The 24,402-nt window shown below is 44.2% G+C and carries 20 protein-coding genes; 12 read left to right on the top strand and 8 right to left on the bottom strand.

The window, feature by feature from the left end; genetic code table 11:
* Positions 1-82 precede the first annotated feature (82 nt).
* From BMX50_RS12970 to hmpA, 10 genes are all read left to right on the top strand, one after another.
* The gene (locus BMX50_RS12970) at positions 83-520 is read left to right on the top strand and encodes an RrF2 family transcriptional regulator (RefSeq protein ID WP_208864694.1); all 438 of its coding nucleotides are present in this window, start codon (positions 83-85) and stop codon (positions 518-520) included.
* 119 nt (positions 521-639) lie between these two features.
* Entirely contained in the window at positions 640-2,790 is a 2,151-nt protein-coding gene (locus BMX50_RS12965) for a cbb3-type cytochrome c oxidase subunit I (protein WP_091210938.1), read from the top strand.
* A 5-nt stretch (positions 2,791-2,795) separates the two neighbouring features.
* Complete coding sequence (locus BMX50_RS35255; RefSeq protein ID WP_091210937.1) at positions 2,796-3,839, top strand: cbb3-type cytochrome c oxidase subunit II; 1,044 nt, start codon at positions 2,796-2,798, stop codon at positions 3,837-3,839.
* A 17-nt stretch (positions 3,840-3,856) separates the two neighbouring features.
* Positions 3,857-4,123 carry a hypothetical protein gene (locus BMX50_RS12955; RefSeq protein ID WP_091210936.1) on the top strand — a complete coding sequence of 89 codons (267 nt, stop codon included), beginning with the start codon at positions 3,857-3,859 and terminating at the stop codon, positions 4,121-4,123.
* Positions 4,120-4,527: a cytochrome C gene (locus tag BMX50_RS12950; RefSeq protein WP_091210935.1), complete on the top strand. Its 408-nt coding sequence runs from the start codon at positions 4,120-4,122 to the stop codon at positions 4,525-4,527. The genes BMX50_RS12955 and BMX50_RS12950 overlap by 4 nt, the downstream gene beginning before the upstream one ends.
* 229 nt (positions 4,528-4,756) lie before the next feature.
* Positions 4,757-5,143, top strand: coding sequence for a group III truncated hemoglobin (locus BMX50_RS12945; RefSeq protein WP_091210934.1), 387 nt, complete (start codon positions 4,757-4,759; stop codon positions 5,141-5,143).
* 30 nt (positions 5,144-5,173) lie between these two features.
* Positions 5,174-5,467, top strand: coding sequence for a cupin domain-containing protein (locus BMX50_RS12940; RefSeq protein WP_091210933.1), 294 nt, complete (start codon positions 5,174-5,176; stop codon positions 5,465-5,467).
* A gap of 11 nt (positions 5,468-5,478) precedes the next feature.
* The gene (locus BMX50_RS12935; RefSeq protein WP_143065167.1) at positions 5,479-5,979 is read left to right on the top strand and encodes a hemerythrin domain-containing protein; all 501 of its coding nucleotides are present in this window, start codon (positions 5,479-5,481) and stop codon (positions 5,977-5,979) included.
* A 22-nt stretch (positions 5,980-6,001) separates the two neighbouring features.
* Positions 6,002-6,298, top strand: a complete 297-nt coding sequence (locus BMX50_RS12930) for a cupin domain-containing protein (protein WP_091210931.1) — start codon at positions 6,002-6,004, stop codon at positions 6,296-6,298.
* Positions 6,299-6,336: 38 nt separating this feature from the next.
* The gene (gene hmpA / locus BMX50_RS12925) at positions 6,337-7,551 is read left to right on the top strand and encodes an NO-inducible flavohemoprotein (protein WP_244280960.1); all 1,215 of its coding nucleotides are present in this window, start codon (positions 6,337-6,339) and stop codon (positions 7,549-7,551) included.
* A gap of 370 nt (positions 7,552-7,921) precedes the next feature.
* Here the strand turns inward: hmpA and BMX50_RS12920 are convergent, their stop codons facing one another.
* Positions 7,922-9,262, bottom strand: a complete 1,341-nt coding sequence (locus BMX50_RS12920) for a polysaccharide deacetylase family protein (protein ID WP_091210930.1) — start codon at positions 9,260-9,262, stop codon at positions 7,922-7,924.
* A gap of 252 nt (positions 9,263-9,514) precedes the next feature.
* On the opposite strand from BMX50_RS12920, the gene BMX50_RS12915 reads away from it, so the two are divergent.
* The gene (locus tag BMX50_RS12915; protein WP_167667897.1) at positions 9,515-15,994 is read left to right on the top strand and encodes an alpha-2-macroglobulin family protein; all 6,480 of its coding nucleotides are present in this window, start codon (positions 9,515-9,517) and stop codon (positions 15,992-15,994) included.
* A 216-nt stretch (positions 15,995-16,210) separates the two neighbouring features.
* Here the strand turns inward: BMX50_RS12915 and BMX50_RS12910 are convergent, their stop codons facing one another.
* From BMX50_RS12910 to BMX50_RS12885, 6 genes are all read right to left on the bottom strand, one after another.
* Positions 16,211-16,765 carry a carboxymuconolactone decarboxylase family protein gene (locus BMX50_RS12910; RefSeq protein WP_091211107.1) on the bottom strand — a complete coding sequence of 185 codons (555 nt, stop codon included), beginning with the start codon at positions 16,763-16,765 and terminating at the stop codon, positions 16,211-16,213.
* Between the two features lie 16 nt (positions 16,766-16,781).
* A complete protein-coding gene (locus BMX50_RS12905) occupies positions 16,782-17,327 on the bottom strand; it encodes a carboxymuconolactone decarboxylase family protein (protein WP_091210928.1) in 546 nt (181 codons plus the stop codon).
* Positions 17,328-17,398: 71 nt separating this feature from the next.
* Positions 17,399-18,667 (bottom strand): MFS transporter, encoded by a 1,269-nt coding sequence (locus tag BMX50_RS12900; RefSeq protein WP_091210927.1) that lies wholly within the window; start codon positions 18,665-18,667, stop codon positions 17,399-17,401.
* A gap of 5 nt (positions 18,668-18,672) precedes the next feature.
* Complete coding sequence (locus tag BMX50_RS12895) at positions 18,673-21,441, bottom strand: TonB-dependent receptor (protein WP_091210926.1); 2,769 nt, start codon at positions 21,439-21,441, stop codon at positions 18,673-18,675.
* A gap of 34 nt (positions 21,442-21,475) precedes the next feature.
* Positions 21,476-22,036, bottom strand: a complete 561-nt coding sequence (locus BMX50_RS12890) for a carboxymuconolactone decarboxylase family protein (protein ID WP_091210925.1) — start codon at positions 22,034-22,036, stop codon at positions 21,476-21,478.
* A 188-nt stretch (positions 22,037-22,224) separates the two neighbouring features.
* Positions 22,225-22,773 (bottom strand): hypothetical protein, encoded by a 549-nt coding sequence (locus BMX50_RS12885; RefSeq protein WP_143065166.1) that lies wholly within the window; start codon positions 22,771-22,773, stop codon positions 22,225-22,227.
* Between the two features lie 279 nt (positions 22,774-23,052).
* On the opposite strand from BMX50_RS12885, the gene BMX50_RS12880 reads away from it, so the two are divergent.
* The gene (locus BMX50_RS12880) at positions 23,053-23,529 is read left to right on the top strand and encodes an organic hydroperoxide resistance protein (RefSeq protein ID WP_091210923.1); all 477 of its coding nucleotides are present in this window, start codon (positions 23,053-23,055) and stop codon (positions 23,527-23,529) included.
* Positions 23,530-23,707: 178 nt separating this feature from the next.
* Here the strand turns inward: BMX50_RS12880 and BMX50_RS12875 are convergent, their stop codons facing one another.
* Positions 23,708-24,388: a metal-dependent hydrolase gene (locus BMX50_RS12875; protein WP_091210922.1), complete on the bottom strand. Its 681-nt coding sequence runs from the start codon at positions 24,386-24,388 to the stop codon at positions 23,708-23,710.
* Positions 24,389-24,402: the final 14 nt, after the last annotated feature.

The raw sequence follows: 24,402 nt of genomic DNA, 5'->3' as shown, positions 1-24,402 counted from the left end.
GTCATGTTTAAGTAAGGAAACAATAAAAGATAAAAATGTCTTTTATTGTTAAACGAAATGACTACTTTTGCTTTATAAAGCGATGGGAATATTTTCAAAAACATGTGAGTATGCGGTTAGGGCAGTATTTTTTATAGCCCAGCACACCGCCGATGGCAGTAGGGTAGGCATAAAGGAAATAGCCGTAAAAATTGATTCGCCCGAGCATTTCCTGGCCAAGATCCTCCAGGATTTAAGCAAAAGGGGTATTATCCAATCGGTAAAAGGTCCAAACGGAGGTTTTTATCTTGATGCGCAAAGCCTGGGCCGCCCGCTATCAGATGTAATAGAAGCAGTTGACGGCGGAGGCATATTCAGAGATTGCGGTTTGGGGCTGAAGGAGTGCTCGTCAAAAAATCCATGTCCGCTGCATCATGATTTTTTAGATGTAAGGAACCGACTGCAAAGCATGCTTGAATCTATCACCATAGGCCAGTTCAACGAAGATCTGAATTTGGGAATAGTAGTACTAAAAAAATAATCCCAACCCGCCCAAAAAGGTCATAGGCGAGGTTAAAATCATGCAATTTTTTAACAATAAAATTATAGACGTATCTAAGCAAATAATTTAAAAGATAAAAAGGTATTAATATATTTTATATGAAACAGAAAATCTACTTACCCATAAGCCTGATAGGAGTGCTGCTGTTGATTCCCGGGGCAGTTGCCTATGCTGGTGAGGTATTGAAGCCCGATCCCGCCTTTAATACCGGAGCCTGCATTATCATTGCGGTTACCATTTTCTTTTTGTTATTGCTGCTGCTTTGGCTTATCCGCCTGGCACGCGGTCTTAAAGAAGATGAAACAGCACGCGAAAAATATGGCGACAAATGGATCTTCAGGCAGATAAACAGCCTGGATTCCCGCCAGCTTGATCAGCTGATAAGCCGCAGAAACAGCCGTAAAAAGGCCATCAGCAAAGCCAAAGGAGGCAATAACGGTTTCACCGCAGTTATGGTGTTACTGCTTGTGTTTTCATCATTAGCTGTACATGCACAAACACCAGGTGAAAGCAAAAATGTATTAACCAGCCCCGGTATGATCATTATGCTTACTTTAATCTTTGTTCCGCTGGTGGTGACCGTTTTTTTGGTGGCTTTAAAGATTCGTAATCTTGCAGTTAAAACCCGCTATAGTCGTGTAAAAAAGGAGACAAGCGAACTGGCCGCAGCCGTTGATAACGACGACGCGGTATACGAAGATCTGATTAAACGCCAGCGCGCACTTAACTATCATTTAACCAACAATGAGCTTGCAGGTACTATTGAAGCGGAAGATTCAAAAGGTATGTTGCTGAATGTTGACGAAGTTCATGGTCCGCGTTTTTTTGCATCCAAACGCAAGGCCGCTCCCAAACACCAAACAGATCCCAAACTGGTAAAATTAATTATGTGGTACCTGGGCACAGCAACGCTTTGGCTGGTGCTGGGTACTTCTGTAGGCGAATATATCGGGATCAAATTCGTATCGCCCGATGCTGATCATATCAGCTGGCTGAGCTTTGGCCGTCTGAGGCCGGTACATACCAATATGGTTTTCTGGGGCTGGTCGTCCATTGCTATGTTAGGCCTCGGTTATTATGTAGTATCCACAGTTAGCAATACTGTAGTTTACAGTATTAAACGCGGGTATTACTCGCTGGTACTCATGAATGCCGCCATTATTTTGGGCAGCGGTATGCTCATGGCCGGTATTAATAACGGTGGCGGCGAATACCGTGAATACATCTGGCCGGTGATGGCGCTGTTTGCGGCAGGTATTGTGGTAAGCCTCGCCAATTATATTCAAACCATAGCACAGCGTAAAACTAAGGAGATCTATATCTCCAACTGGTACATCGTATCGGCTATGATGTTTTTAACGGTGATCGTAACCGTTGGCTATCTGCCCTTTTACCAGGACGGCCTCGGCGAAACCATTGTACAGGGCTATTACATGCACCAGGCCGTAGGCATGTGGTTCATGTTTTTTAACCTGGGCCTGGTATATTACTTTTTACCCCAGCAGCTAAATACGCCTATATACTCTTACAGTCTGGGAATCCTGGCATTCTGGTCGCAGATTCTGTTTTATACCTTGATAGGCACGCACCACTTTATATTCAGTTCGATACCATGGTGGCTGCAAACGGTAGCTATAGTAGGCAGTATGGGCATGCTGATCCCGGTATTTTCGGGCACTACCAATTTTATCATGACCTTCAGGGGCAATTTTAATAAAATTGGTCGTAGTTACACGCTGCCATTTTATATCGTTGGCATCCTCTTTTATTTCACGGGTTCCACCCAGGGCACGGCCGAAGCTTTTAGGGAAACCAACCTGATCTGGCATTTTACCGATTTTACCACAGCCCACTCGCACCTTACCATGTACGGTATCATTGCCTTTATGCTTTGGGCTTGCATCTATACCATAGTACCAAGGCTCACAGGTAACGAACCTAAGCAGGGACTGGTTGGTGCACATTTCTGGATGGCTTTAATAGGTTTGTTGTTCTACACTATCCCGCTTATGGTAGGCGGTACCCTGAAAGGCATGTCCTGGCGGGATGGGAAACCGTTTATTGACAGCGTAGTGCTGATGGCCCCTTACTGGTTATGGCGTGCCATTGGCGGCTCATTGATGTGGGCATCGCACCTGGTGTTTGCCTGGAACATGTATGTGATGTTTTCGGGCCATAAAAGCGATCCTGATATCAGGAAGGAAGTTTTTGAGAAGTTAGATACTATACCCGTTAACGCCGAAATCTGATAGCCATGGAAATCTATAACAATCATAAAAAACTTTTTACTGCCGCGTTATGCTTCTTTGTGTTGCTCACCTTTTTTGTGGCGATAGGGCCTGCATTTACCAGTCAGAATAATAATGCCCCGCTGCCGGGCAGCAAGCCGTTAAACCGCCTTGAAACCGAAGGCAAGGCAGTATTTATTGCCGAAGGATGCGTGGCCTGCCATACCCAGCAGGTGCGTAATGTAGATATGGACAAAGTATGGGGGACGCGGCCCAATATAGCGGCCGATTATGCCAATATCACCCGTACCGATGTTTGGCGAAATACAGCCACGCTCATGGGTTCGGAACGTACCGGGCCCGATTTAACCAACGTTGGCACCCGCCAGCCAAGTAACGATTGGCATTACCTGCATTTGTTTAATCCAAGGTCGGTAGTGGCCGAATCGGTTATGCCATCATACGAGTGGCTGTTTGATATCAAGGATTATGCCTGGCCCAATGATGTGGTAGTGAATGTGCCCGACGACTTTAAAAAAGGCATCACCGGTAAAATAGTAGCTACGCATAAAGCCCTGGCGCTGGTAGCTTACCTGCGGTCGTTAAAAGAAGTTACCCTGCCCGATGGTAAACCCGTACCTATATTCCTGTACGGGAAAAGTGAAGCTGAAAAAGCTGCTGCAAATACACCCGGCAAAGGCGTTACCACTAAACCGGAGTTTGATGGAGCAGCCCTTTATGCAAGCAACTGCCAGTCATGCCACCAGGGAAACGGAGAAGGCCTGGTAGGGGCGTTCCCAGCGTTGAAAGGCAGCAAAGTAGTGTTGGATGACAATCCGGAGGTGCAGGTAACCATTATTATGAAAGGCTATAATGGCCGTGTAAGTGAAGGTTATGGTGTAATGCCTGCCGTGGGCACCAATAACAACCTGAAACCTGAAGAAGTGGCTGCCATTGTAAACCACGAGCGCAGCAACTGGGGCAATAACTCCAAGAAGGTAACGGCCGATGATGTGAAAAAGATCATAGCCACATTTGGTAAGCCAGAAACCGTAATTGCTAAAAAGTAAAAAATCAGAAGCCCAAAATGAAAAAATATATCATACTGCTGCTCATGCTCATCCTGAAGTTGGATGTTATAGCTTGTGAGGCTTGCAAAAAACAACAGCCCGCTGGTTTCGGCGGCATAACTCATGGTGCCGGCCCCGATAGTAACTGGGATTATCTTATAGTTTTTGTAATGGTAATCATTACGCTGTACGTGCTTGTAGCCACTATCAAATGCTTTATAAAGCCTGGTGAAAAAAACGAAGAACACATTAAACGGATGATTTTAAACGACCTGAAGCCATGAGAGATCAAAGTTTTGTAACCCTGTTTATTGATGAAGACCCGAAGCCGATAGGCGAGTTCCCTGCGCCTGTAACCTTTGATCTGGATACCCGCAAATTAACTGATGGCAGCCATGTGCTGAAAGTAGTAAGTAAAGACCACCAGGGGAAGGAAGGCATTAAGCTGATCCCTTTTGTGGTGCGTAACGGGCCGGCAATAGCCATTGAGGGTTTAAAGAAAGATGAAATTGTTGAAGGCGTACTGCCCCTGATGATCAATGCATACGGTAAAGGCGATCAGAAAACATTTATGCTGGCGGGCAGTGAAACCCCGCAAAGTATCCCCTGGTGGCTGGTGGTGGGGATCATCCTGTTTGTAGCATGGACGGGGTATTTCATTATCACATCGTTGGCGGTGAAGTTGTAGAGGAGAGATTAGTGATTGAGTAATGAAGCTAAAGAGCCTTTGTCATGCTGAGGTACGAAGCATCTTCTTCGCTCTGTATAGCGGCTTTGCATATTGAAGAAGATCCTTCGCTATCACTCAGTATGACAAACTTATTTAGGCTCAAACAGGTCTGTGTGTTTAATGAAATAATAATTGTGACAGTCGCAAGCGTAATGATCTGCCCCTCGAGTAATTGAATAAACAAAAAATGAACGATATCGAAAACATAACATCAATCAAACTACTGGTTGATGAATTTTATACCAGGGTGCGGCTTGATGGGTTATTGGGGCCTGTTTTTGCCGAAGTAATAAAAGACGACTGGCAGCCGCACCTTGATAAAATGTACGCTTTCTGGAATGCCGCTTTGTTTGGTGTGCCGGGATTTAAAGGAAATCCCTTTGCCAGGCATGCGCCGCTACCTATAGGTAACGATCATTTTGATCGCTGGCTGAAATTGTTTACTGAAACAGTTGATGCACATTTCGCCGGCCATAGGGCCGCCGACGCAAAAAATAGGGCTGGTTTAATGGCAGTAATGTTTATGAGTAAACTGGCCAACATGAAAGGCGGGCCGGGGCGGGTTGTCATGTAGGCCATGCATTGGGATATTAAAAATTAGGTTATGAAACAACTTCAAACAAACGAGCACTTTCAGGTGGTTAAAATTGAGTTCGCCGCAGGCGCAAATATGAAAAGGCATATTGCTACATCCGATGCTTACCTGATTGTGGAAGACGGTAACGCCTTGCTTATTTATGCTGGTGAAACCTATGAATTAAGCAAAGGCGAAACATTCCTGATCCAGGCCAATGAGGAGCATATGCTTAAAATAATCAATGATTTTAAGGCCTGGATTGTTTTGGCCAACGGTGCGCAGATCAAATACTTTGAGCCCGGTAACACTTATGTTAATTAAGCTTGCAGGCCATGTCCATTAAAAGAAGTGAACACATCATGGCGCTATCGCGCGACCATCATGCTGGCCTGCTCTTTGGTTGGAAGATCAAGGAAGGGCTTAAAAGAAGTGTACCGTTTTGGCGGATCAATAAGTACATCAGTTATTTCTGGAAAGCGCATCTGAAAAGTCATTTTGAGGAAGAAGAGCAATTGCTGTTTTGCCTCATGGATAATGAGCTTACGCGAAAAGCTCAAAAAGAACACGATGAATTAGCAGCCTGGGTTTTGCTGGCCAATAACGGCGGGCTACGTACCGCCGATGAATACATTTTTTTTGCCGAATTACTTACAAGCCATATCCGTTTTGAGGAGCGCGAGCTATTTCCTTACCTGGAAACTGAGCTGCCTCCCGAAACGCTTGAATGCGTTGGCGAATCATTGGCCAGGCTGCACCAAACACCTTTTACCGATGCTTATGAAGATGAGTTTTGGGTAGATGAGCATAAAAAAAAGGGTGGTATAAAGCCCTAAATCTCATTAAATACGGAATAAAATGACAATTGAACAAGTAAGGGAGCAAATGCCGTTGGCCACGGGGCCGGTAGTTAAAATACTGAAACAAAGCGACAGCTATAAAATGATGGTTATCGGCCTGAAAAAAGGGGCTGTTTTAAAAGAACATAAAACAGTTGTACCTGCCAGGCTTATAGTTACAGAAGGCAACGTGCTGTATAACGAGCATGAACGCTCGGTTAATCTGAAACGCGATGCTGATTTTGAAATACCTATAAACGTGCTGCACAGCCTGCTGGCCCTTGAGGATAGCATTTGCCTTTTAATACAAGGCTAAGCGGGCACAGCAATTAATTATAAATATATAATGTTAAAATGATGATTACTAAAGAACAAAAAGAGTTGGTTAAGGCCACAGTGCCTGTATTGAAGGAGCATGGAGTATTGTTAACAACTCATTTTTACAACCGGATGTTTACCCACAACCCCGAGCTTAAAAATGTGTTTAACATGGGCAATCAGCAAAACAGCAAACAGCAAACGGCTCTCGCTATGGCCGTACTGGCCTATGCCGAGCATATTGAAAATCCCGGGGTATTAATGCCGGTACTTGACGGCATTGGTCAAAAACATACAAGTTTGGATATCAGGCCCGAGCATTATGCTATTGTAGGCGGGCATCTTATTGCCTCAATTGGCGAGGTATTAGGCGATGCTGCAACACCTGAACTGCTGGAAGCCTGGACGGTTGCTTACAATCAGCTGGCCGCTATCATGGCCGGACATGAACAAAACCTTTACAGCAAACAAGTAGCTAAAAAAGGTGGATGGACAGGTTGGCGTCCATTTGTAATAAAGCGGAAAGTAAAGGAATCTGCCGAAATCACTTCGTTTTATCTTTATCCTACGCACGGCGGTCAGGTGCCCGATTTTACTCCCGGTCAGTTTTTGAGCGTGCGTTTATTTTTGCCCGAGCTTAATTTGTTACAGCCCCGCCAGTACAGCATTTCGAGTGCACCCAATGGCGAGTATTACCGTATTTCGGTTAAACGTGAGGCCGGAACTGAGTTGCTTGCTGATGGAATGATCAGCAACCGTCTGCATAATTTCGTGAATGAAGGCGATATCATCGAGGTATCGGCACCAGCAGGTGGCTTTACGCTAAGCGGCGACGGTGATCATCCGATAGTTTTTATAAGTGGCGGCGTTGGCCAAACCCCTTTAATGAGTATGCTGGAAAGCCTGATCAAAAGCGGCAGCAAAAGGCCTAAAACATGGATTCACGGTTGCCGCGATAAAAATGTGCATGCCTTTAAAGAGGTTATTGAACATTGGGAAGGTAAAAACGAAGAGGTTAAAAAACATATTTTCTATAGCGAGGCTGAAGAAGGGGGGGGCGATGATTTATATACCGGCTGGGTTGACCTTAACCAACTGGGCAATGAAATTTTTGAACCAGATACTGAATATTACATTTGCGGTCCGGCTGGTTTTATTGAGCTGCATTACCGCGAACTGTTGAAAAAAGGGATCGATAAACAGTTGATCCATTTTGAAGAGTTTGGCCCGCAAACCTTGCAGTTGAATTAAAGAGGCCGTTTTAAATTAATTGTTTTAAATGTAGAGACGCATCACATGCGTCTCTACATTTAAATTCTTGAAGTTAATGATTACGAAGCTGCTCGTCCTATGGGAGACGCATGTGATGCGTCTCTACCAGAAAACTTCATTGCCGTTGGTTTTAACCAACGGAATAATGAGTAGCAATAAGAGGGTTTCAGCCCAAATCTGCTTGCGTAATTAGGCTAAAGCCAGGAATTTTTAGCTTTTTACTCCGTTGGTTGAAACCAACGGCAATGAATATTTTACATTTTTAAACAGTTTCTAAGCGTAGTTATTCGTGCTGAAATAAGATGTTTTTACATTGACCATTTCAGCACGAAATAACTATCCAACATAATTATCCTTTTTTCAGTGTTACTATTGCCTCATTTGGCTGTGCCTGGTATAGCACGTAAGTGCCTTTTTCGTCTTTGGTAGTTTTTACCTTTTTACTTTTCTTACCTTGTGTAACGGTTACGCTTGTCCACCCGGTTGATACATAGGTTTTGAGCGTTACCGGCAGATAATACATTGTGCCGTCGAGGTCATGGCTCACTTTAATTTGGATATTGCCGCCAGCAGCTGAGGCCACCGCTTTGCCGTGTTCACGTTCGCGCATGTAGCGGGTTACATCGCCAAATGTGGCTATCCAAAGTTTATCGTTTTTGCTTTTGATGTATTGAAAATATTCATCGAGCAGGGTGCTGGGCAGCGCTTCGTAACCCATACCATCGATGCCATGGAAAACCAGTACCAGCCAGGTATTGGTATGGTTAAGTGTAGTATCAACCCAAAGCTTCATTACAGGCAATGGTGTTTTGGTAGTGGCGCCGCGTTGCCATTGAATATAATCTTTATCGGTTGAGCCGGGCGTTTGTTTACTGGCGCGGTCAATCTCCTTCAGCCATGGTTCGGGCATACGGTTACGCAATGCGGGATATATTTTGAGGGCGTAGCTCATTACACGGTCATTTTCAAACCCGTAGGGGCACTCTGCCGAAAAGGTATGTTTGGGTCCAAGCTGGGCCAGGATATCTGCCTTGCTTTTTTCAAGTTCCCAAAGCAGGTTTGGCTCATCCAAACCGGGCATGCTTGGGTGGGTGATAGAGTGGCTGGCAAACTCATAACCTTTGGCCGCGTCCTTTCTGAAATCATCCCAGGTTGAACCTACAGACTGTTTAAACTCATCATTAGGTTCATAGCCCGGCTTCAACTCGCCATTGCGAGCTTTGGCATAGATGTCATCAAGCACCTTAAAAGCCTTATCTTTTTTACCGCTGTCATACAAACTTCCCGCTTGTGTATGTGAGGCGATGGTACCCATATAGCCTAAATAGCCTGCGGCAGAGCATCGTTCAAAAAAGTTTTGATCATTAGTTGGAACCGTTGCCGATTCTTTGATAATCTCCTTTACCGGACGGCCAATAAATTTTCCATGGTATTTGGATCCCGGTATGGAGCCCGTAATGATGAAAAATGTGGCCGGCATTTTAAGACGTTCCATTACAGGCAGTGCTTTTCTGAACTGGTTCATGGAGCCATCATCGTAAGTAAGTGAAACAGCTCCGGTTTTACCGTATTGCCATTTGGTTATTTCGGTTGTGCCCGGTTTGGTTTGGGCGTTGCTCTGCAAGCCATTAAAGCTAATGAGGGCGGTGAGCAGCAGTGTTTTAATTGGTTTACGATTGGTGGTAAGCATGACTAAAATTAACTTATTAAATTAATTTACAAAGTAATATTACTGTTTCAATTGGCTGGAGATCAAGAGTTAAAATTGTTTTATGGAAAGTGGGGATATCCTGCATCTTAATGTTATTGCGAATGCTCGCCGGATTGACGCAACTATACTTGCTGCATTCATATCCAACTGTTAAAAAACGCTAAATTTCACCTCATGGATATTTTATATCTTGTTTCTCCGTTTAAACATCAACCCAAACCACTATCCAGCATGTTACCAAAACTTGCCAAAACACTTGCCTGTCTGTTCATATTAGGTTTCACTATTTCTGTTAACAAAGTATCAGCACAAAATAAATATGATGCCCTCAGCTTCCGGATTGATTCATTGGCGGCTATAGGTTTGCCCAAATCGGCTTTGAAAGAAGTTGATAAGCTCGACAAGCTGGCTCATGATGAAAAGAATACACCACAACAGGTTCGCGCGGTTATTTACCGGATGACCTTTCAGTCATATATTGAAGAAGAAGCATTGGTGGCTATTATCGCCAGGCTTAAAACTGATATTGATAAAGCACAGTATCCTGTAAAACCGGTATTACAATCAATGCTGGCCGAAATGTACTGGAATTATTATCAGCAAAACCGTTATCAGTATAGCCAGCGAAGCCGCCTTGAAAATCATGGTGATGACTATACCAAATGGGACCTGCAAACTATTATAGCCGAAACCAGCAATCTTTACCAGCTTTCACTTGCCAGGGCTAAGGAGGAGCAAGGCACGCCCATCGGTGTACTCGATGGCGTTTTAAAAGGGGACAAAACCATCCGCTATCTGCGCCCTACATTGTACGACCTGCTGGTGCAGCGTGCATTTGAGTTTTTCCTGGCTGATGAACCGGAGATTATCAAACCTAAAATGGCTTTCTCCGTAAATAATCCTGCCTTTTTTGGTGATGCCCGTTCATTTGTTAAGCTGAATATCAATAGCGCCGATACTGCTTCAACATGGTACCAGGGGATTAAATTACTACAGCAGGCAACGGCATTTCATTTGAGGGGAAATAACGAAGAAGCCCTTGCTGATGTTGAACTGCAGCGGCTCAGGTTTTTGCATGAAAAATCCACTTTAAGCAATGCCGGTTCATTATACCTGCTTGGGTTAAAACAAATAGCGGTTAATTATGCCTCCAAACCGCTAAGCGCCGAAGCTTTTGTGCTTAGCGGTTATTACTATCAGCAACTCGACAGCCTGGTAATTGCACACGGTTACTATGAAAAGGCTAAGGAGTTGTTCCCTAATAGTATAAGCGGAAAAAACGCGGCTGCTTACATTAAAGAGATAGAGCGACAGGCGTTAACGGCTCAAATGGAAGATGTTTATGCGCCTGGCAAACCTATGTTGGCAAGCTTGCAGTATGCAAACGTTAAGCAGGCAAAGTTTTCAATATACAGTATCACCGATTCGCAGATAGATCAACTTAAAAAAAACAATAAACAGAACCAGGGGCAGGAGTTATTGATCACTAAAAAAGTTTATGATTTTGTGAGTAAACTGAAACCAATTGAAAGTGTTAGCCTCGCGTTGCCAGACCCTCATGATTACAGAAGTCACCGGCTGGAATTTAAAATAGCTCCGCTGCGGCCTGGTAATTATATGATCATGGTTACAGATACCTCAATGAAAAAGAATGATTTAACCGGACTTGCCCGCTTCAGGGTAAGCGGTTTAGCATATGTAACCAGGCTCAGGCCCAATGGTGTGAAAGAGGTTCGGGTACTTGACCGTGATAGCGGAAAGCCATTAAAGGGCGTAAAGGTTGATATATACAATACTTATAATGGTGAGGGTAAAGTGGCGAAAATCCCCGTCACAAGTGGTATATCTGATGCCGATGGCCTATTTACTTTTACAAATGGCCTAACGTATTACAGCGTTGACCTTGCAACGGCCAATGATAAATTTACAGGTAAAAGCGATTATATAGGTGGATACCTCGAAACCTCGCAGCCAATAGCCCTGCCCATTGAGCATATGATGTTATTTACCGACAGGCAAATCTATAGGCCAGGGCAAACAGTTTATTTTAAAGCACTGCAGATAAGTACATTGAATAACAAAAGCAGGATTGTACCTAACGCGCAGGTTGTTGTTAATTTATTTGATTATAATAATCAAAGGCGGGATAGCCTTAAACTTAAAACTAACGAATACGGTACTGTGGCCGGTTCGTTTATTATACCGCGGCAAATTGTTGGCGGTGCCATGTTCATTACTGCACATGATGGCGCTGCATTGTTGCGTGTTGAAGAATATAAGCGACCTACATTCCAGATAACGTTCCCGCCGGTGACAGAAACCTACCATTTTAACGACTCCGTTCACATTAAGGGGAAAGTTACCGCGTTTTCCGGCTACGGCCTATCCGGGGCCAGGATAGTTTATCATGTTGTAAGGGTTCCGGACCGCAGGATATATTACATCAGAACAAGAAAAAGCGATTACAATTATTATAATGAGAGAAGTGCGGAAGTGAAATTTGATACAATTAAGGCCAATAGCAGCGGTGAATTCGATTTTGCTTTTAAAGCTTCGGCAGAGGGGGCTAAGCTGCCGGATATGTATGCTTACAATATAACCGCCGATGTAACAGACGGCAGCGGCGAAACGCAGTCGGCAAATACCGTGGTTAAAGTAAGCGACAATGCACTTGACCTAGCGTTGAGGATACCCGACGCGCTTTCGGCAAACGATAAAACAATCATACCCGTAAAGCTCAATAATATAAATGGCCAGCCGCAAAGCGGCGTGTTGGATGTAAAAGTGTACTCGTTGATGCAGCCAGGCAGCGTTTTTAAAAAGCGGCTATGGCAGGTTCCTGATCAATTTTTGATAAGCGCGGAAGAGTTTAGAAAAGTGTTTCCGGCCTATGCCTATAAAAACGATGATAATCGCGATACCTGGCAAATGAATAAAACAATTGTTGATAATCGCATCAAAGTAAGCGACACCACAAACAGTATGCTTGATTTGTCGGCCTTGAAAAAACAGCCCACAGGTATTTATAAACTGGTTATAGATGCCCGGAATAGTAAAGGCGATACCACGTCGCAAACCTATTATATAAAGGTTCATAATGAGCCGGGCAACGCGCCGGATATGGACAGTTGGCTAACTACCATTAATGATGAAGTAAATAAACCCGGAGAAACCGCCGAATTTTGGCTCGGCACAAGCAGGGAAAGTCACGTTTTAGTCGAAAAATATGAAGGGCCTAAAATGCTATCGTCAGAGTGGCTCACCATTAAAGGAAATCAGCAGCGGGATTTAAAAATAGCTATACCTGCTACCGCTAAAAGTAATTTCGCGGTACAGTTTTTAATGCTGAATGATAACAGGCTCTACAGCTATTACAAACAGATCAAAATAAAGGATACTGCGTCGGCGCTAAACATCCGTTTTCTTACCTTTAGAAATAAACTGCAACCCGGCGAAAAGGAACAGTGGAAATTACAGGTATCGGCGCAGGATAAAGAGCAGGAACAGGCGGAATTGCTTGCCGGTATGTATGACGCCTCGCTTGATGATGTTGCACTATCGCAAAGCTGGGATCAACAATTGCCTATATATGGTTATAACCCCGATTATTTCAGCTGGCAAACATATAGTGAATTTTTAAGGACTGTTTACACATCACCTTTTAATGAAACGTTTTATTATGGAGCACGGACGTTAAACTTCAACTATGAAACGCTAAACTGGTTCGGTTATAATTATTGGGGCGGCCAAAATTATGGCTACAACGGCTACATCGCATCAGTGTCAAACTATAAAAAGGGCTCTGATAAGGATAATCAGATTGAGGTTTCGTATCTTAAAAACTCGGCACTTATAAAAAATGGTACAGTAGTTAGCGGCAGGGTTATGAATGAATTTAATATGCCGGTGCCTGGCATTAAGGTCATGATAAAAGGTACAGACATTAGTACTACATCCAATTCATTGGGCTTTTACAAAATTAAGATAGCACGAAACGCTACACTGATATTTAGCGGGAAATACTTCATTACACAATACATAAACCAACCGGTAAATGGATATGTACGGATGAGTTTTGAAAAGGGAATAAGCGTAAGGGTTAACGGAAAGGACTATTTAGATGTTGCCCCGCCCGGTGTTAATTCAATGGATTCAGCGTTTGTTGATGAGGGTGTTGTTGATGAGGCCGTAGGTAACAGCGACAAATTAAAGGCGAGGAGTGCAATCCCTGTAATGGTGCGGGGTATGGCAAGCGGGGTACAGGTGGGATATAGTGCCGCATCTTTTACCAATTATTCCCGTAAAGCATCATTGCAAGAGGTTCAATTCAAATCGGTCGGTATGAATTATGACGAACTTGGGTTTACTCCCAAACCAATCACCACCCGCAAAAACTTCAACGAAACCGCTTTCTTTTATCCACAACTTCATACGGATGACAAGGGACAGATATTAATTGACTTCACCATGCCCGAGGCGCTTACCAAATGGAAATTCAGGGCTTTTGCGCATAACAAACAACTACAGCTTGGTTATACCGAGGCCGAAGTTGTTACCCAAAAGCAATTAAGCATAAACGCCAATATGCCCCGCTTTTTACGCGAAGGAGATACGGTAACCATTTCTGCCCGACTGGCCAATTTGGAAGCAGAACCCTTGAAGGGGAAGGTTGAACTGCGGTTGTTTAATGGTATTAATATGCAGCCCGTATCATTATTTGTCAACAATAATGATGCACAGCAAAAATTTGAGGTCGGCGCTTCGGCAACCAAAGCGGTTTCTTTTAAACTGGTAATTCCGCCCGGCTTTGATGCACTTACCTACCGCTTAACTGCCGATGCCGGTAAATACAGCGATGGCGAAGAAAATACCATCCCGGTATTGCCAAACCGTATGCTGGTTACCGAAAGTATGCCGATGTTGGTTAGGGCAGGCCAAAACAAAACGTTCAACTTTGATAAGCTGATCAATAATAACAGCCCTACGCTGAAAAGTAAAACCCTTACGCTGGAGTACAGTCAAAACCCGGCCTGGTATGCAGTGCAGGCTATCCCATACATGATGGAGTTCCCGTATGAGTGTTCGGAGCAATTGTTCAGCCGTTATTACGCCAATAGCTTGTCGACTGATTTGATTGGTAAGATGCCGCTCATAAAACAGGTTTTCGATCAATGGAAAAGCAGCGATAGTAAAGAACTGCTCTCGAACCTTGAAAAGAATCAGGAGCTGAAAACAACCTTGCTTGAAGAAACCCCGTGGCTGCAGGACGCCATCAGCGAATCGGAACAAAAGAAAAGGATAGCCCAGCTTTTTGATCTGAATAAAATGAGCTATGAAATGAAAGCCAATTTGGATAAGCTGAAGCAAAAGCAATTGCCAAACGGGGCTTTCCCGTGGTTTGGCGGTACTTATGCCGATAATTATATCACCCGCCATGTTTTGGAGGGAATCGGGCAGCTTTATCACTTGAAGATAGCCGCGGCTAATGATAAAACTTTAAAAGATATCGCTGATAAAGCCCTGGATTATATGGATGCTGAACTGATTACAGAGGATAAAGAAGCGAAAAAGCAAAAGAACTATCAATCAAGAGATGTTAATCAGAACGAGGTTCATGCGTGGTATGTGCGGAGTTATTATACCGATAAAGCCATGGTGCCGGAGCTCAAATCTATCTTCAATAATTATCTAAAACGTGCCGAAGATCAGTGGGTAACGCAAAGCCTTTATGAGCAAGGGATGATAGCCCTCACCATGCTCCGTAACGTGAAGCCACTGGTTGCAAGGGCAATCATTAAATCGCTATTGGAAACAGCGCAAACTTCGGATGAGATGGGGATGTACTGGGGGAAAAATATCGTGGGGTATTACTGGTACCAGTCGCCAATTGAAACGCAGAGTTTAATGATCGAACTATTTACAGAGGCTGGCAATAACGATAAGGCCGTTGAGGAAATGAAAATCTGGTTGATGCGCAACAAGCAAACCAACAACTGGAAAACCACCAAAGCAACCGCCGCCGTCGTATACGCCCTGCTGTTAAAACAGGAAAACTGGCTGCAAGGCAGCGCCACATCCGAAGTTAAGCTGGATAATAAACCGCTTACCGAGTTAAAGCCAGATATTAAGGCTGATGCCGGCACAGGCTACATTAAAACCAGTTGGGTTGATGAACAAATAAAACCGTCATTAGGCAAAGTTGAGATCAAAAACAACGGAAAATCAATCAGCTATGGGGCTATGTATTGGCAGTATCTGGAACAGATGGATAAGATCACGCCATCGCAAACGGATATCCACCTCGAGCGTAAATACTTCATCAAAAAACAAACAGATGCTGGCCCAGTATTGCAGGCAGTTGATGCAACACATCAGCCCAAAACCGGAGATCTGCTAAAAGTGGTAGTGTATTTAAAAGCTGGTCGTGATTATGAATATGTGCAGCTTAAAGATCTTCGCCCGGCAGGTACGGAGCCTGTATCTGCTTTATCCGAATATAAATACCAGGATGGCTTATCGTATTACCAGGTAACTAAAGATGTAGCAACCAATTTTTTCATCAGTAATTTAAACAAAGGCAGCTATGTGTTTGAATACGAATTGCGGGTAGCACAACCAGGTAATTTTTCAACCGGTATCACCAGTATCCAATGCATGTACGCGCCGGAGTTTAATGCACATAGTGAAGGGAACAGGGTGGTGTTTAAATAGAGTGATTATGTTACCCTTTGTCATTTCGATGGCGCATGGGTAGGAATAAGCGGCGGGGCGAAAGAGAAATCTTGTACGCCCTGCTAAGCGGTTATGCAAAGTCCGCAGTGTAGGGCGTATAAGATTTCTCCCTACGGTCGAAATGACAAAAGATGCTTAAAAAAGAAGCCCGGAGCTAAAAGCTCCGGACTGTAGATGTGAATAAAGCGTTAGGTATTAAACTTTCTTAAAAATGCTTGATATGTAGCCAACTTCGGCACGCTCAGGTGCCCGGTCGATATAGATCTGCCTGTCTTGTGGCGCCCAGGTTCCTAAGCCGTCAACATAGCGGTTATACATACAAAATGCGGCAGCGATCAATACAGTATCGTGGATCTCTTTATCATCAGCACCTTCTGCACGTGCGGCCTCAATTTGTTCGGTGGTTACATGTTTGCCGCCTTTTTGTACACTGCCGGCAATGGCTAACAGCGCTTTGATCTTTGGCGATAGATCGGTTGCAGAAAAATTTGCTTTGATAGCATCTATCTCATCAATATTGCAGCCGAGGTAGTGCCCGGCAACAGCGCCGTGCACATTTTGGCAAAAGAAACAATCGTTAAGGTAGGATACATAAGTTGCTATCAGTTCACGTTCGCCTCGGGATAAAGAATTGTTATCATCGCGAAGCAACTGCTCGGCAAGGGCGTTTAACGGTGCCTCTGTTTCCGGGCTGTAAAACATGAGGCCACGGATGCCGGGCAAATCGTTATTTAATTCAATATGTGCCATAATATCGGGTTTTAAATTAGTGTTGTGGTTGCGGTAATACATAACCTTTAGCCATGCGTTTGCCCATTTCGGCATAAGCTTCAGGATCGGTAGGGGTAAGGCTGGCCAACCCATCTACATAACGGTTAAACATGCTGAATGCAGCGGCTATTAATACAGCATCGTGGATCTCCCTGTCGGTAGCTCCCTGTTCACGTGCTGCGTCAACATCTTCCTGTTTTACTTCTTTCCCCAGAATCTGCACTTTGCCTGCAATATTTAATAATGCTTTTAGCTTGGCGCTGATGGGCGCTTCGGTCATATCGCGTAGTACTTCGTCAACAATCAGTGCGTCATCTTCGTACAAGCAGCGCGCGGCGGCGGCGTGGCTGCTGTAGCAAAATGTGCAGTTGTTACGGTAGGATACGTAAGTAGCTATCAGCTCACGGTCGGCCGGACTTAAGGTTGATTCTCCGCGTAATAATACTTCAGCCAGTTCATACAAATATTGACCGGTTTCGGGCCTGAACATTACCAGTGAACGGATGCCGGGAACGCCTTCTGGTACATTGATGTGTGCCATATTTTAAATTTTGAATTAGTGAGTTATTGAATTAGTGATTTGAATTGTTATTTCGCTTTTAGCCTTCGGCTTTAAGCTTTTTGCTTCATGTCTTCAGCTTTTTCGTGGCCAAATATTACCACCAGTAAGCCAACGATAAATACCAGCGAAAAGATGATCAGTGCATTGCCATATCCGCCCAGTGTTGATACCAACACACCCACAAATAATACAGCAGTAGCTGTAAATATCCGCCCGATATTGAAGCAAAATCCTGTTGCAGTTGCCCTGATGCCAGTCGAAAATAGTTGTGGAATATAGGCTGATAATACACCCTGGCTTGCACCAAAAAACAAGGCCAGTATGATGATCTCGATGTAAACTGCGGCACTGAACGTGGTGTTGGTTTTAAACAGGATGAATGACATACCCGCACAAACAGCAAAGCAGATCACCATAGAACGCTTGATGGATAACAGGTTAACCAGCCAGCCCGAAAAGAAACCGCCGGTTAAGCCACCCATGCCCATACACATCATGCTCAGGCCGCGTTCTTTAGCGGCATCATGGTCAGTAATTAAACTTTGCACCCAGGTAGGCAGCCATGAAAATATCGCCCATAAGCCTATCAGCATGGTGCCAAAGGTTAATGAACCTACAATAAGCTCGCGGCGGTGATTTTTAGAAAGCAGCTTATTTAACGGGTTTTCGCGGTTGGCAATATCATTGCGATAGTTGAGCCAGTTTTCAGATTCGTTCAAAACCAGTGCGCCTATCAAGGCCAGGGTAAGAGGAATTACCCCAACTAAAAAGCCCGACCGCCATGATGATACAATGAGGTTGATGAGCCCGGCAGAGAAAATGCCTACCGGGAAGGCAATAGAAAGAATGCCTATGATCACCGCCTTGCTTTTGGCAGGCCAGACTTCGCTTACCAGGGTTATGGAGGTTACCAAAACACCTCCTACGCCAAAACCGCTGAAGAAGCGGCAAAGCAGTACACCCCACCAGGTTGGCATCAGCCCGGTTAAAATGGTGAACACGCCATAGCTGCCGATTGCCAGCAGCAAGGCTTTCTTACGCCCCATTTTATCGCTGATAACACCCCAGGTAAAGCCGCCAAAGGCCCATCCAAAAATGAAGATGGCGTTGATATACCCGCTGATGGCATTGATCTCATCGGCGGGCACAGTTCCCTGCAAGTCTTTTACCACAACGGGCAGGTAAACCGACATGAGTGTTGACACGGAGCCACCCAGGGTAGTACTAAAAAAACAGATCGCGAACAGCACCACCTTATAGGTGGCGCTGAGGCTTGTTTGAGGTTTTGCAACCTGACCATCAATTGTTAAAGTGCTCATGTTGTTTATTTTAAAAGGTCATCAAATACTATTGAAACATAATAAATGGCGCCAATAGCCGGCGAGCCGTATGATTGGTATACTTTATTGTTGAAGATATTGCTGCCGCCCAGTTTGATTGTCGACTGGAGCTTTGGCAGTTTTTTGCTAAACTGAAGGTCAACTAAAGAGTAGGCGTCTACGCGACCCGGACGGGTGCCATTAAAGGTTCCGTACCAGTCGTAAGCAGTTTGCCAGTGCCATGCCGCGTTGAAGCCAAAATCATTGATCACATTACTGTTGCCAAATGTGGCGTTCGTGCTCCATTTAGGTGTGTTAAAGGCGGCAATGTTATTAGGGTTAGCATTGCGAAGGTTAAACACCGATAAGGTGGCGTTACCACCTACAGCGTAACCGCCATTGAGCAGGTAAGTTAAACCTGCACTTGCTCCCTGGGCGGATACTTTATCAGGCGCGTTGGTATACAATTGGAACGCGTGCACTTTTCCGTTAGGGATATCAGTTGCAGAGGCTGTGGTCACCTGTCCATCAGCACCAAGGATTGGGTTGCTTGGCTGGATCACAACTGTGTTTAGGATAAAGTTGTTATAGCTGCTGTGATAGTAGTTCAGGTCGATCAGCAATTTATCCATGATCAGGCCTTTGTAACCCAACTCAAATGCTTTTTGCTGCTCAGGTTTGATATAGGCTACACTGGCTTTTTGAAGCAAGCCTTTATTTTGCTCAACTGCCTGCGGGAAAGGAGTGCCACTTTGTACGGCCTTGCCAAACGCTGCACCAAAAGCACTTACCGATGATGAGGTGAAAGAGTTTTCATAAACATTGAGGCCTTTGCTATTATTAGGCGCGCCACCCAAAATGGTGATAGGTCCTACGTTAAGGTGAATGAACTGATCAACCGGGGTTGGGTTCCTGAAACCGGTTTGATATGATGCCCTGAAATTTGAAGTTTTATCAACCGTATAAACAGCCGAAAAACGAGGAGTGAAGCTGCCTTTAAAGTTTTCGTTTTTATCGTAACGGAGTGAGGCTGTCAGTTTCAGGTTATCGTCAAACAGTTTTTTAGCCGCCTGTACAAATGAGCCGTATTCTTTAATGGTTACGCGTTTGTCTTTATCATCAAACAAGCTGCCATTGGTGAACATCCTGTAATCGCGGAAACTGCCGCCGGCCAAGAGTTCAAATACTTTTATAGCGCTGGTAAAGTCATACTGGCCTTCTGCATGATAAAACTTACTGTTACTGAAAACGCCTGCACCACTTAGACCATAGTTATGGATTGACGCATCTTTTGCAGCATTAAATTCAGGCGTGCCCGGTAAAAAACGGCCCTGATCGGCAAAAGCCCTCGCGGCCGAATTACTATTAGGGGTAACGCCGCTTACCGAACCATTAAATGCAGCGGCATAACGGGTAAACCAGGTATCATCGGCTTTATCGGGCGTTACGGTATTACCGTTCAGGTCTTTCACCCAGTCGCGGTTAATGAATTGGGCCAGTGAGCGGGTATTGTATGAATCGTGCGAGTTTTCTTCAACCGAATAGCCACGGATAAAGAAGTTGCTGCCTTTTAACTCAACTCTGTGTGTTTGCAAAACAAAGTTGTTAAGGTCAAAACGGCTGCTGCCGGTATAGCTTGCGGTACCGCGACCGTAATTGTACTGGTAAATAGCCTCCAGGTTATTGCTGAAACGGTATTGTAAAGCACCGTTCAGTTTCAGGCTGTACACGTTATAGTTCATCAGGTCTTTTTCTTCATAACCTGTTCTGGATACCAGCCCAATGCCTGGTAGGGTTTTGGTAACCTCATCTCCATAAATATTCAGCGCGTCGCGGCCGGGGTTGTTGGGGCCACGTTGGGCAGCCGGGGTTGAAGCACTTACGTCAGTATAATTATCGGCATACCAGTCGCGGCCGGTCAGGTATGAAGCGTTGATTTTAAACGCGAATTTATCGTTGAATGCTTTGGCGTAACGGGCTGCAAAATCATACAAGCCCTGTGGCTTAACAACCGATTCGCCAAAGTGATTAAGACCGCTTTTTACCTGTAAGGTTAAGCCCTGGTATTTGAACGGATCTTTGGTTTTAAGTGAAAGCAGACCGTTAAAAGCCACCGGACCATACAAAGCCGAAGCTGCGCCGGGGATAACTTCCACGCTTTCAATATCAATATCCGAAGCGCCGAAAAGGTTACCTACCGAAAAGTTTAAGCCGGGCGTTTGGTTGTCAACGCCATCAACCAGTTGTAAAAAACGACTGTTACCGGTGCTGTTAAAGCCACGGGTATTGATCTGTTTGTAAGTTAAACTGCTGGTAACCGATTCAATGCCTTTTACGCTTTGCAAACCATCGTAAAAAGTAAATGAAGGATTATCCTTAATGGCCTTAAGGCTCATTTTTTCGATACTCACCGGCGATTGCAAAATGCTTTGGTTGATGCGAGTGGCAGATGATACCACCTCGTCAAGCACAATAGCTTTTTGTGTTAGTTTAACGCTGATATTATTGCTGGCAGATGTTACCTGGCTTTCCTGCACTTCAAAGCCTACGGCTGATATAACGATAGTAAAGGGCAGCTTTAATTTATTGGCACTTAAAGTATAATTGCCCTTTGAATCGGTAGTGGTGCCGGTAAGTTTTCCTTTAACAGAGATGCTTGCACCTGAAACGGGCTTGCCTGTGGCAGCATCGGTAATGTTGCCCGTTACCTTAACTTCCTGGGCAAACAGGTTTATGGATGTGAGCAGTAATACGAAGAATAAAAGTTTTTTCATTGTGTTGGGTTTTAGTTTAAATCAGGGGTTAGGGTTATTTTTTTAAATGATCATAACCTTGCGGCAGGCGGGTGTAGCCATGGTTAACCAGGCGTTCGGCCAGTACATTGTAGTAACCGGCATCGGCTGGGAGGGCAGTGGCCAGTCCGTCAACATAGCGGTTATAATAGCAAAACAAGGCGGCTATCAATACGGTGTCATGAATTTCAATATCGGTAGCCCCGGCAGCTTTAGCGCGGTCGATGGCTTCGGTTGTTACATTTCGGCCATTTTTTGCGGTTAGTTTGGCAATGGTAAGCAGGGCTTTCATTTTCTCGGTAACCGGGGCGGTTTCAATGTCTTCCTTTACTTTTTGGGCTGTTTCGGCCTCGCCGGCCAGTAGATCGGCCGCGGCGGTGTGTGCGGTGGTACAAAAGGTACATTGGTTGTTATGTGATACCACGGTGGCTATCAGTTCACGATCGGCTTCGGACAAGGTTGAAGGGCCGCGCAACAAAAACTGCGTAAGGTTACGGATAGGTTGTGCCGGTTCTTTGGCATACTCTAATAAGCCGGTAATGCCCGGCAAATGGCTTTCAAGGGTAATATAAGGCATAAGTAATGAATTGAATGTTTGTAGGTTGGGGGAGAGGATATACCTGTCTGGAGATTATCAATGCTATCGATATATAGTAATATCATAGCCTTTGAGCTACGAATAAACTATCGATAGAAATAAATAAAAACACAGTAGTAGAGTGGTACAACCGCTACCCAAAAAATGAATAAAAACAGGGGAAAAAATTAGCAAACGGCCTTAGGCGGTTGCTCCGGGATATCCTGGTGAGCAGGAATTAACTGTTGAACCGGGTGAACAACAATTTGTTGAGTATATTTTATTGGACAACTAAACTCAAAATGCACGAAAGTGAAATTGAGGTTGTCCTGCATAGTTATTTTACCAAAGGGAACATGTTCTTTTTGAGGTACCGGGTTCTCTTTTACATCCTTAGCATTAAGGATGTTTTTATCGGCGAGGCGGGTGGTTGCATAATTAGGTGTACACATTAGATAAATGGCATGCCTTGTTACGCGCATTTTTTGATAATTGTAGCAGTTGCTGCCAAACTGGATCTGTCCGTGAATGTTTTCGTAGCTTTTCCAGTCGGTTATGCCGGGCATGTTAGCAGGGATAACTACCTCGGTAAGGTCATTTACATTGTAAAAGCCTTTGGCGGTTTGTTCGGTAAAGTATCTGTTGCTTTTGTAAACCAGGAATTGATGTAACGCTACATGCCCGCCTATATTAAGCAGGTGAATGCTAAGCAACATCAGAGCGACAAGTTTTTTCAATTGGTTTACGAACAAAGGTTATTTAAAAATGCTGTTTATAAACATAGTATCCAAATTTATTTAGAATAATTATACGTATTGTGTAGCTATTTTCTTTATCCGTTATCGATTGTAATTAAAAGTTTCAATGACACTTTTGGGTGATTGGATTTTCGGCTTAAAGAATGTCCGGTTCGTGGTATGGGATGTCCGGCTCGCATAGTTAGTGATAGGACTCGGGCCGATATCAGGGTATCTTTGAGCATACAAAAAACAAAAACTATTTAAATAAATAACACAATGGAAACTATTAAAGAATCAGCTATCAATAAGATCAAAGTAATCGAAGATATCTCAGCTAATAAAATTGATAAAGTATTGTATACCGCTAATGTGCGCACAGTTGGCGGTCGTGACGGTGGTTCGTCTGTTAGCAGTGATGGTCAGTTGGATATTAAACATTCAACTCCCGGAACCCCTAAACCAGGTACAAACCCTGAACAACTATTTGCAGCCGGCTGGTCAGCATGTTTTGAAGGCGCTATCGGATTAGCTGCCGCTAAAAAAAGGATCGAGCTCCCTGCCGAACTGGCTATTGATGCAGAAGTGGATCTGGGTATCACTACAGGCGCTTACTTTTTACAAGCCCGTTTAAATGTAAGTTTACCAGGTCTGGATGTGGACGTAGCGAAAGCACTAATAGAAGAAGCTCACAGAACATGTCCTTATTCTAAATTAACTTATGGGAACATCAACGTTGAGATCAACCTGGTGTAAGCCCCCCGGCCCAAGCCTCCTAAAAGGGGGAGCTTTGAAAAGAAAAAGGCCTGCTTCGATTTAATTGAGGCAGGCCTTTTTTGCTTTCTTAAAATCCAGACTTAAGTTTTTAAAACTTCGTAAGTCTTCTCCGGCTTTGTTATTTCACTTTCTGGTTATAACAAAACATTTAGGCCGCTCAAATATCTATGCTCTCACCAATACCGGGTAAAAATAGTTTCAATCCTGCTTGTTCAAATTGTTTAACAGCTGCAGCTGTATCTATTTTGATAAAGCCAAAGGTATCGTAATGAACGCCTAAAACTTTATCAGCCTTTACCAGCTTTGCAGCTTCAATGGCATCATCAACGCCCATGGTTAACACATCACCTATAGGGAAAACCGCGAAGTCAAGATCAACCCAATTGGCTACAAGGCTCATATCTAAAGTAAGACCAGTATCGCCGCTGTAATAAAGATTGCCGTCGTCGGTTTTTAAAGCATAACCGCAGGCCACACCTGCATAGCTGCCATCCGGAAAGCTGGCCGAGTGTTGGGCAATGAACGATTTGGCAATACCAAAATCAAAGGTCACTTTGCCACCCGGGTTTAGTGGATGCACGTTTTTAACACCTTTTTTGCTGAAGTAGTCATATACTTCAAAAATGCCCACAACCATAGCTCCTGTGCGGTTTGCTATAGTTTCCACATCCAAAACATGATCATAATGACCGTGTGATACAAAAATGTAATCGGCTTTAATTTCATCAATGTTGATGTCTTTAGCCAAATCGTTGCCTGTAATAAAGGGATCAAACAGAATGTGTTTACCCCCGGCAACTACCGAGAAGCATGAGTGACCGTAATAGTTGATTTTCATTGGTTTGGTTTTTT

The organism is Mucilaginibacter gossypiicola, from assembly GCF_900110105.1.
In the GTDB taxonomy this organism is placed as follows: Bacteria; Bacteroidota; Bacteroidia; order Sphingobacteriales; family Sphingobacteriaceae; genus Mucilaginibacter; species Mucilaginibacter gossypiicola.
Note: the sequence above shows the minus strand (reverse complement) of the source record. Positions and strands in the feature narration are given on the sequence as shown.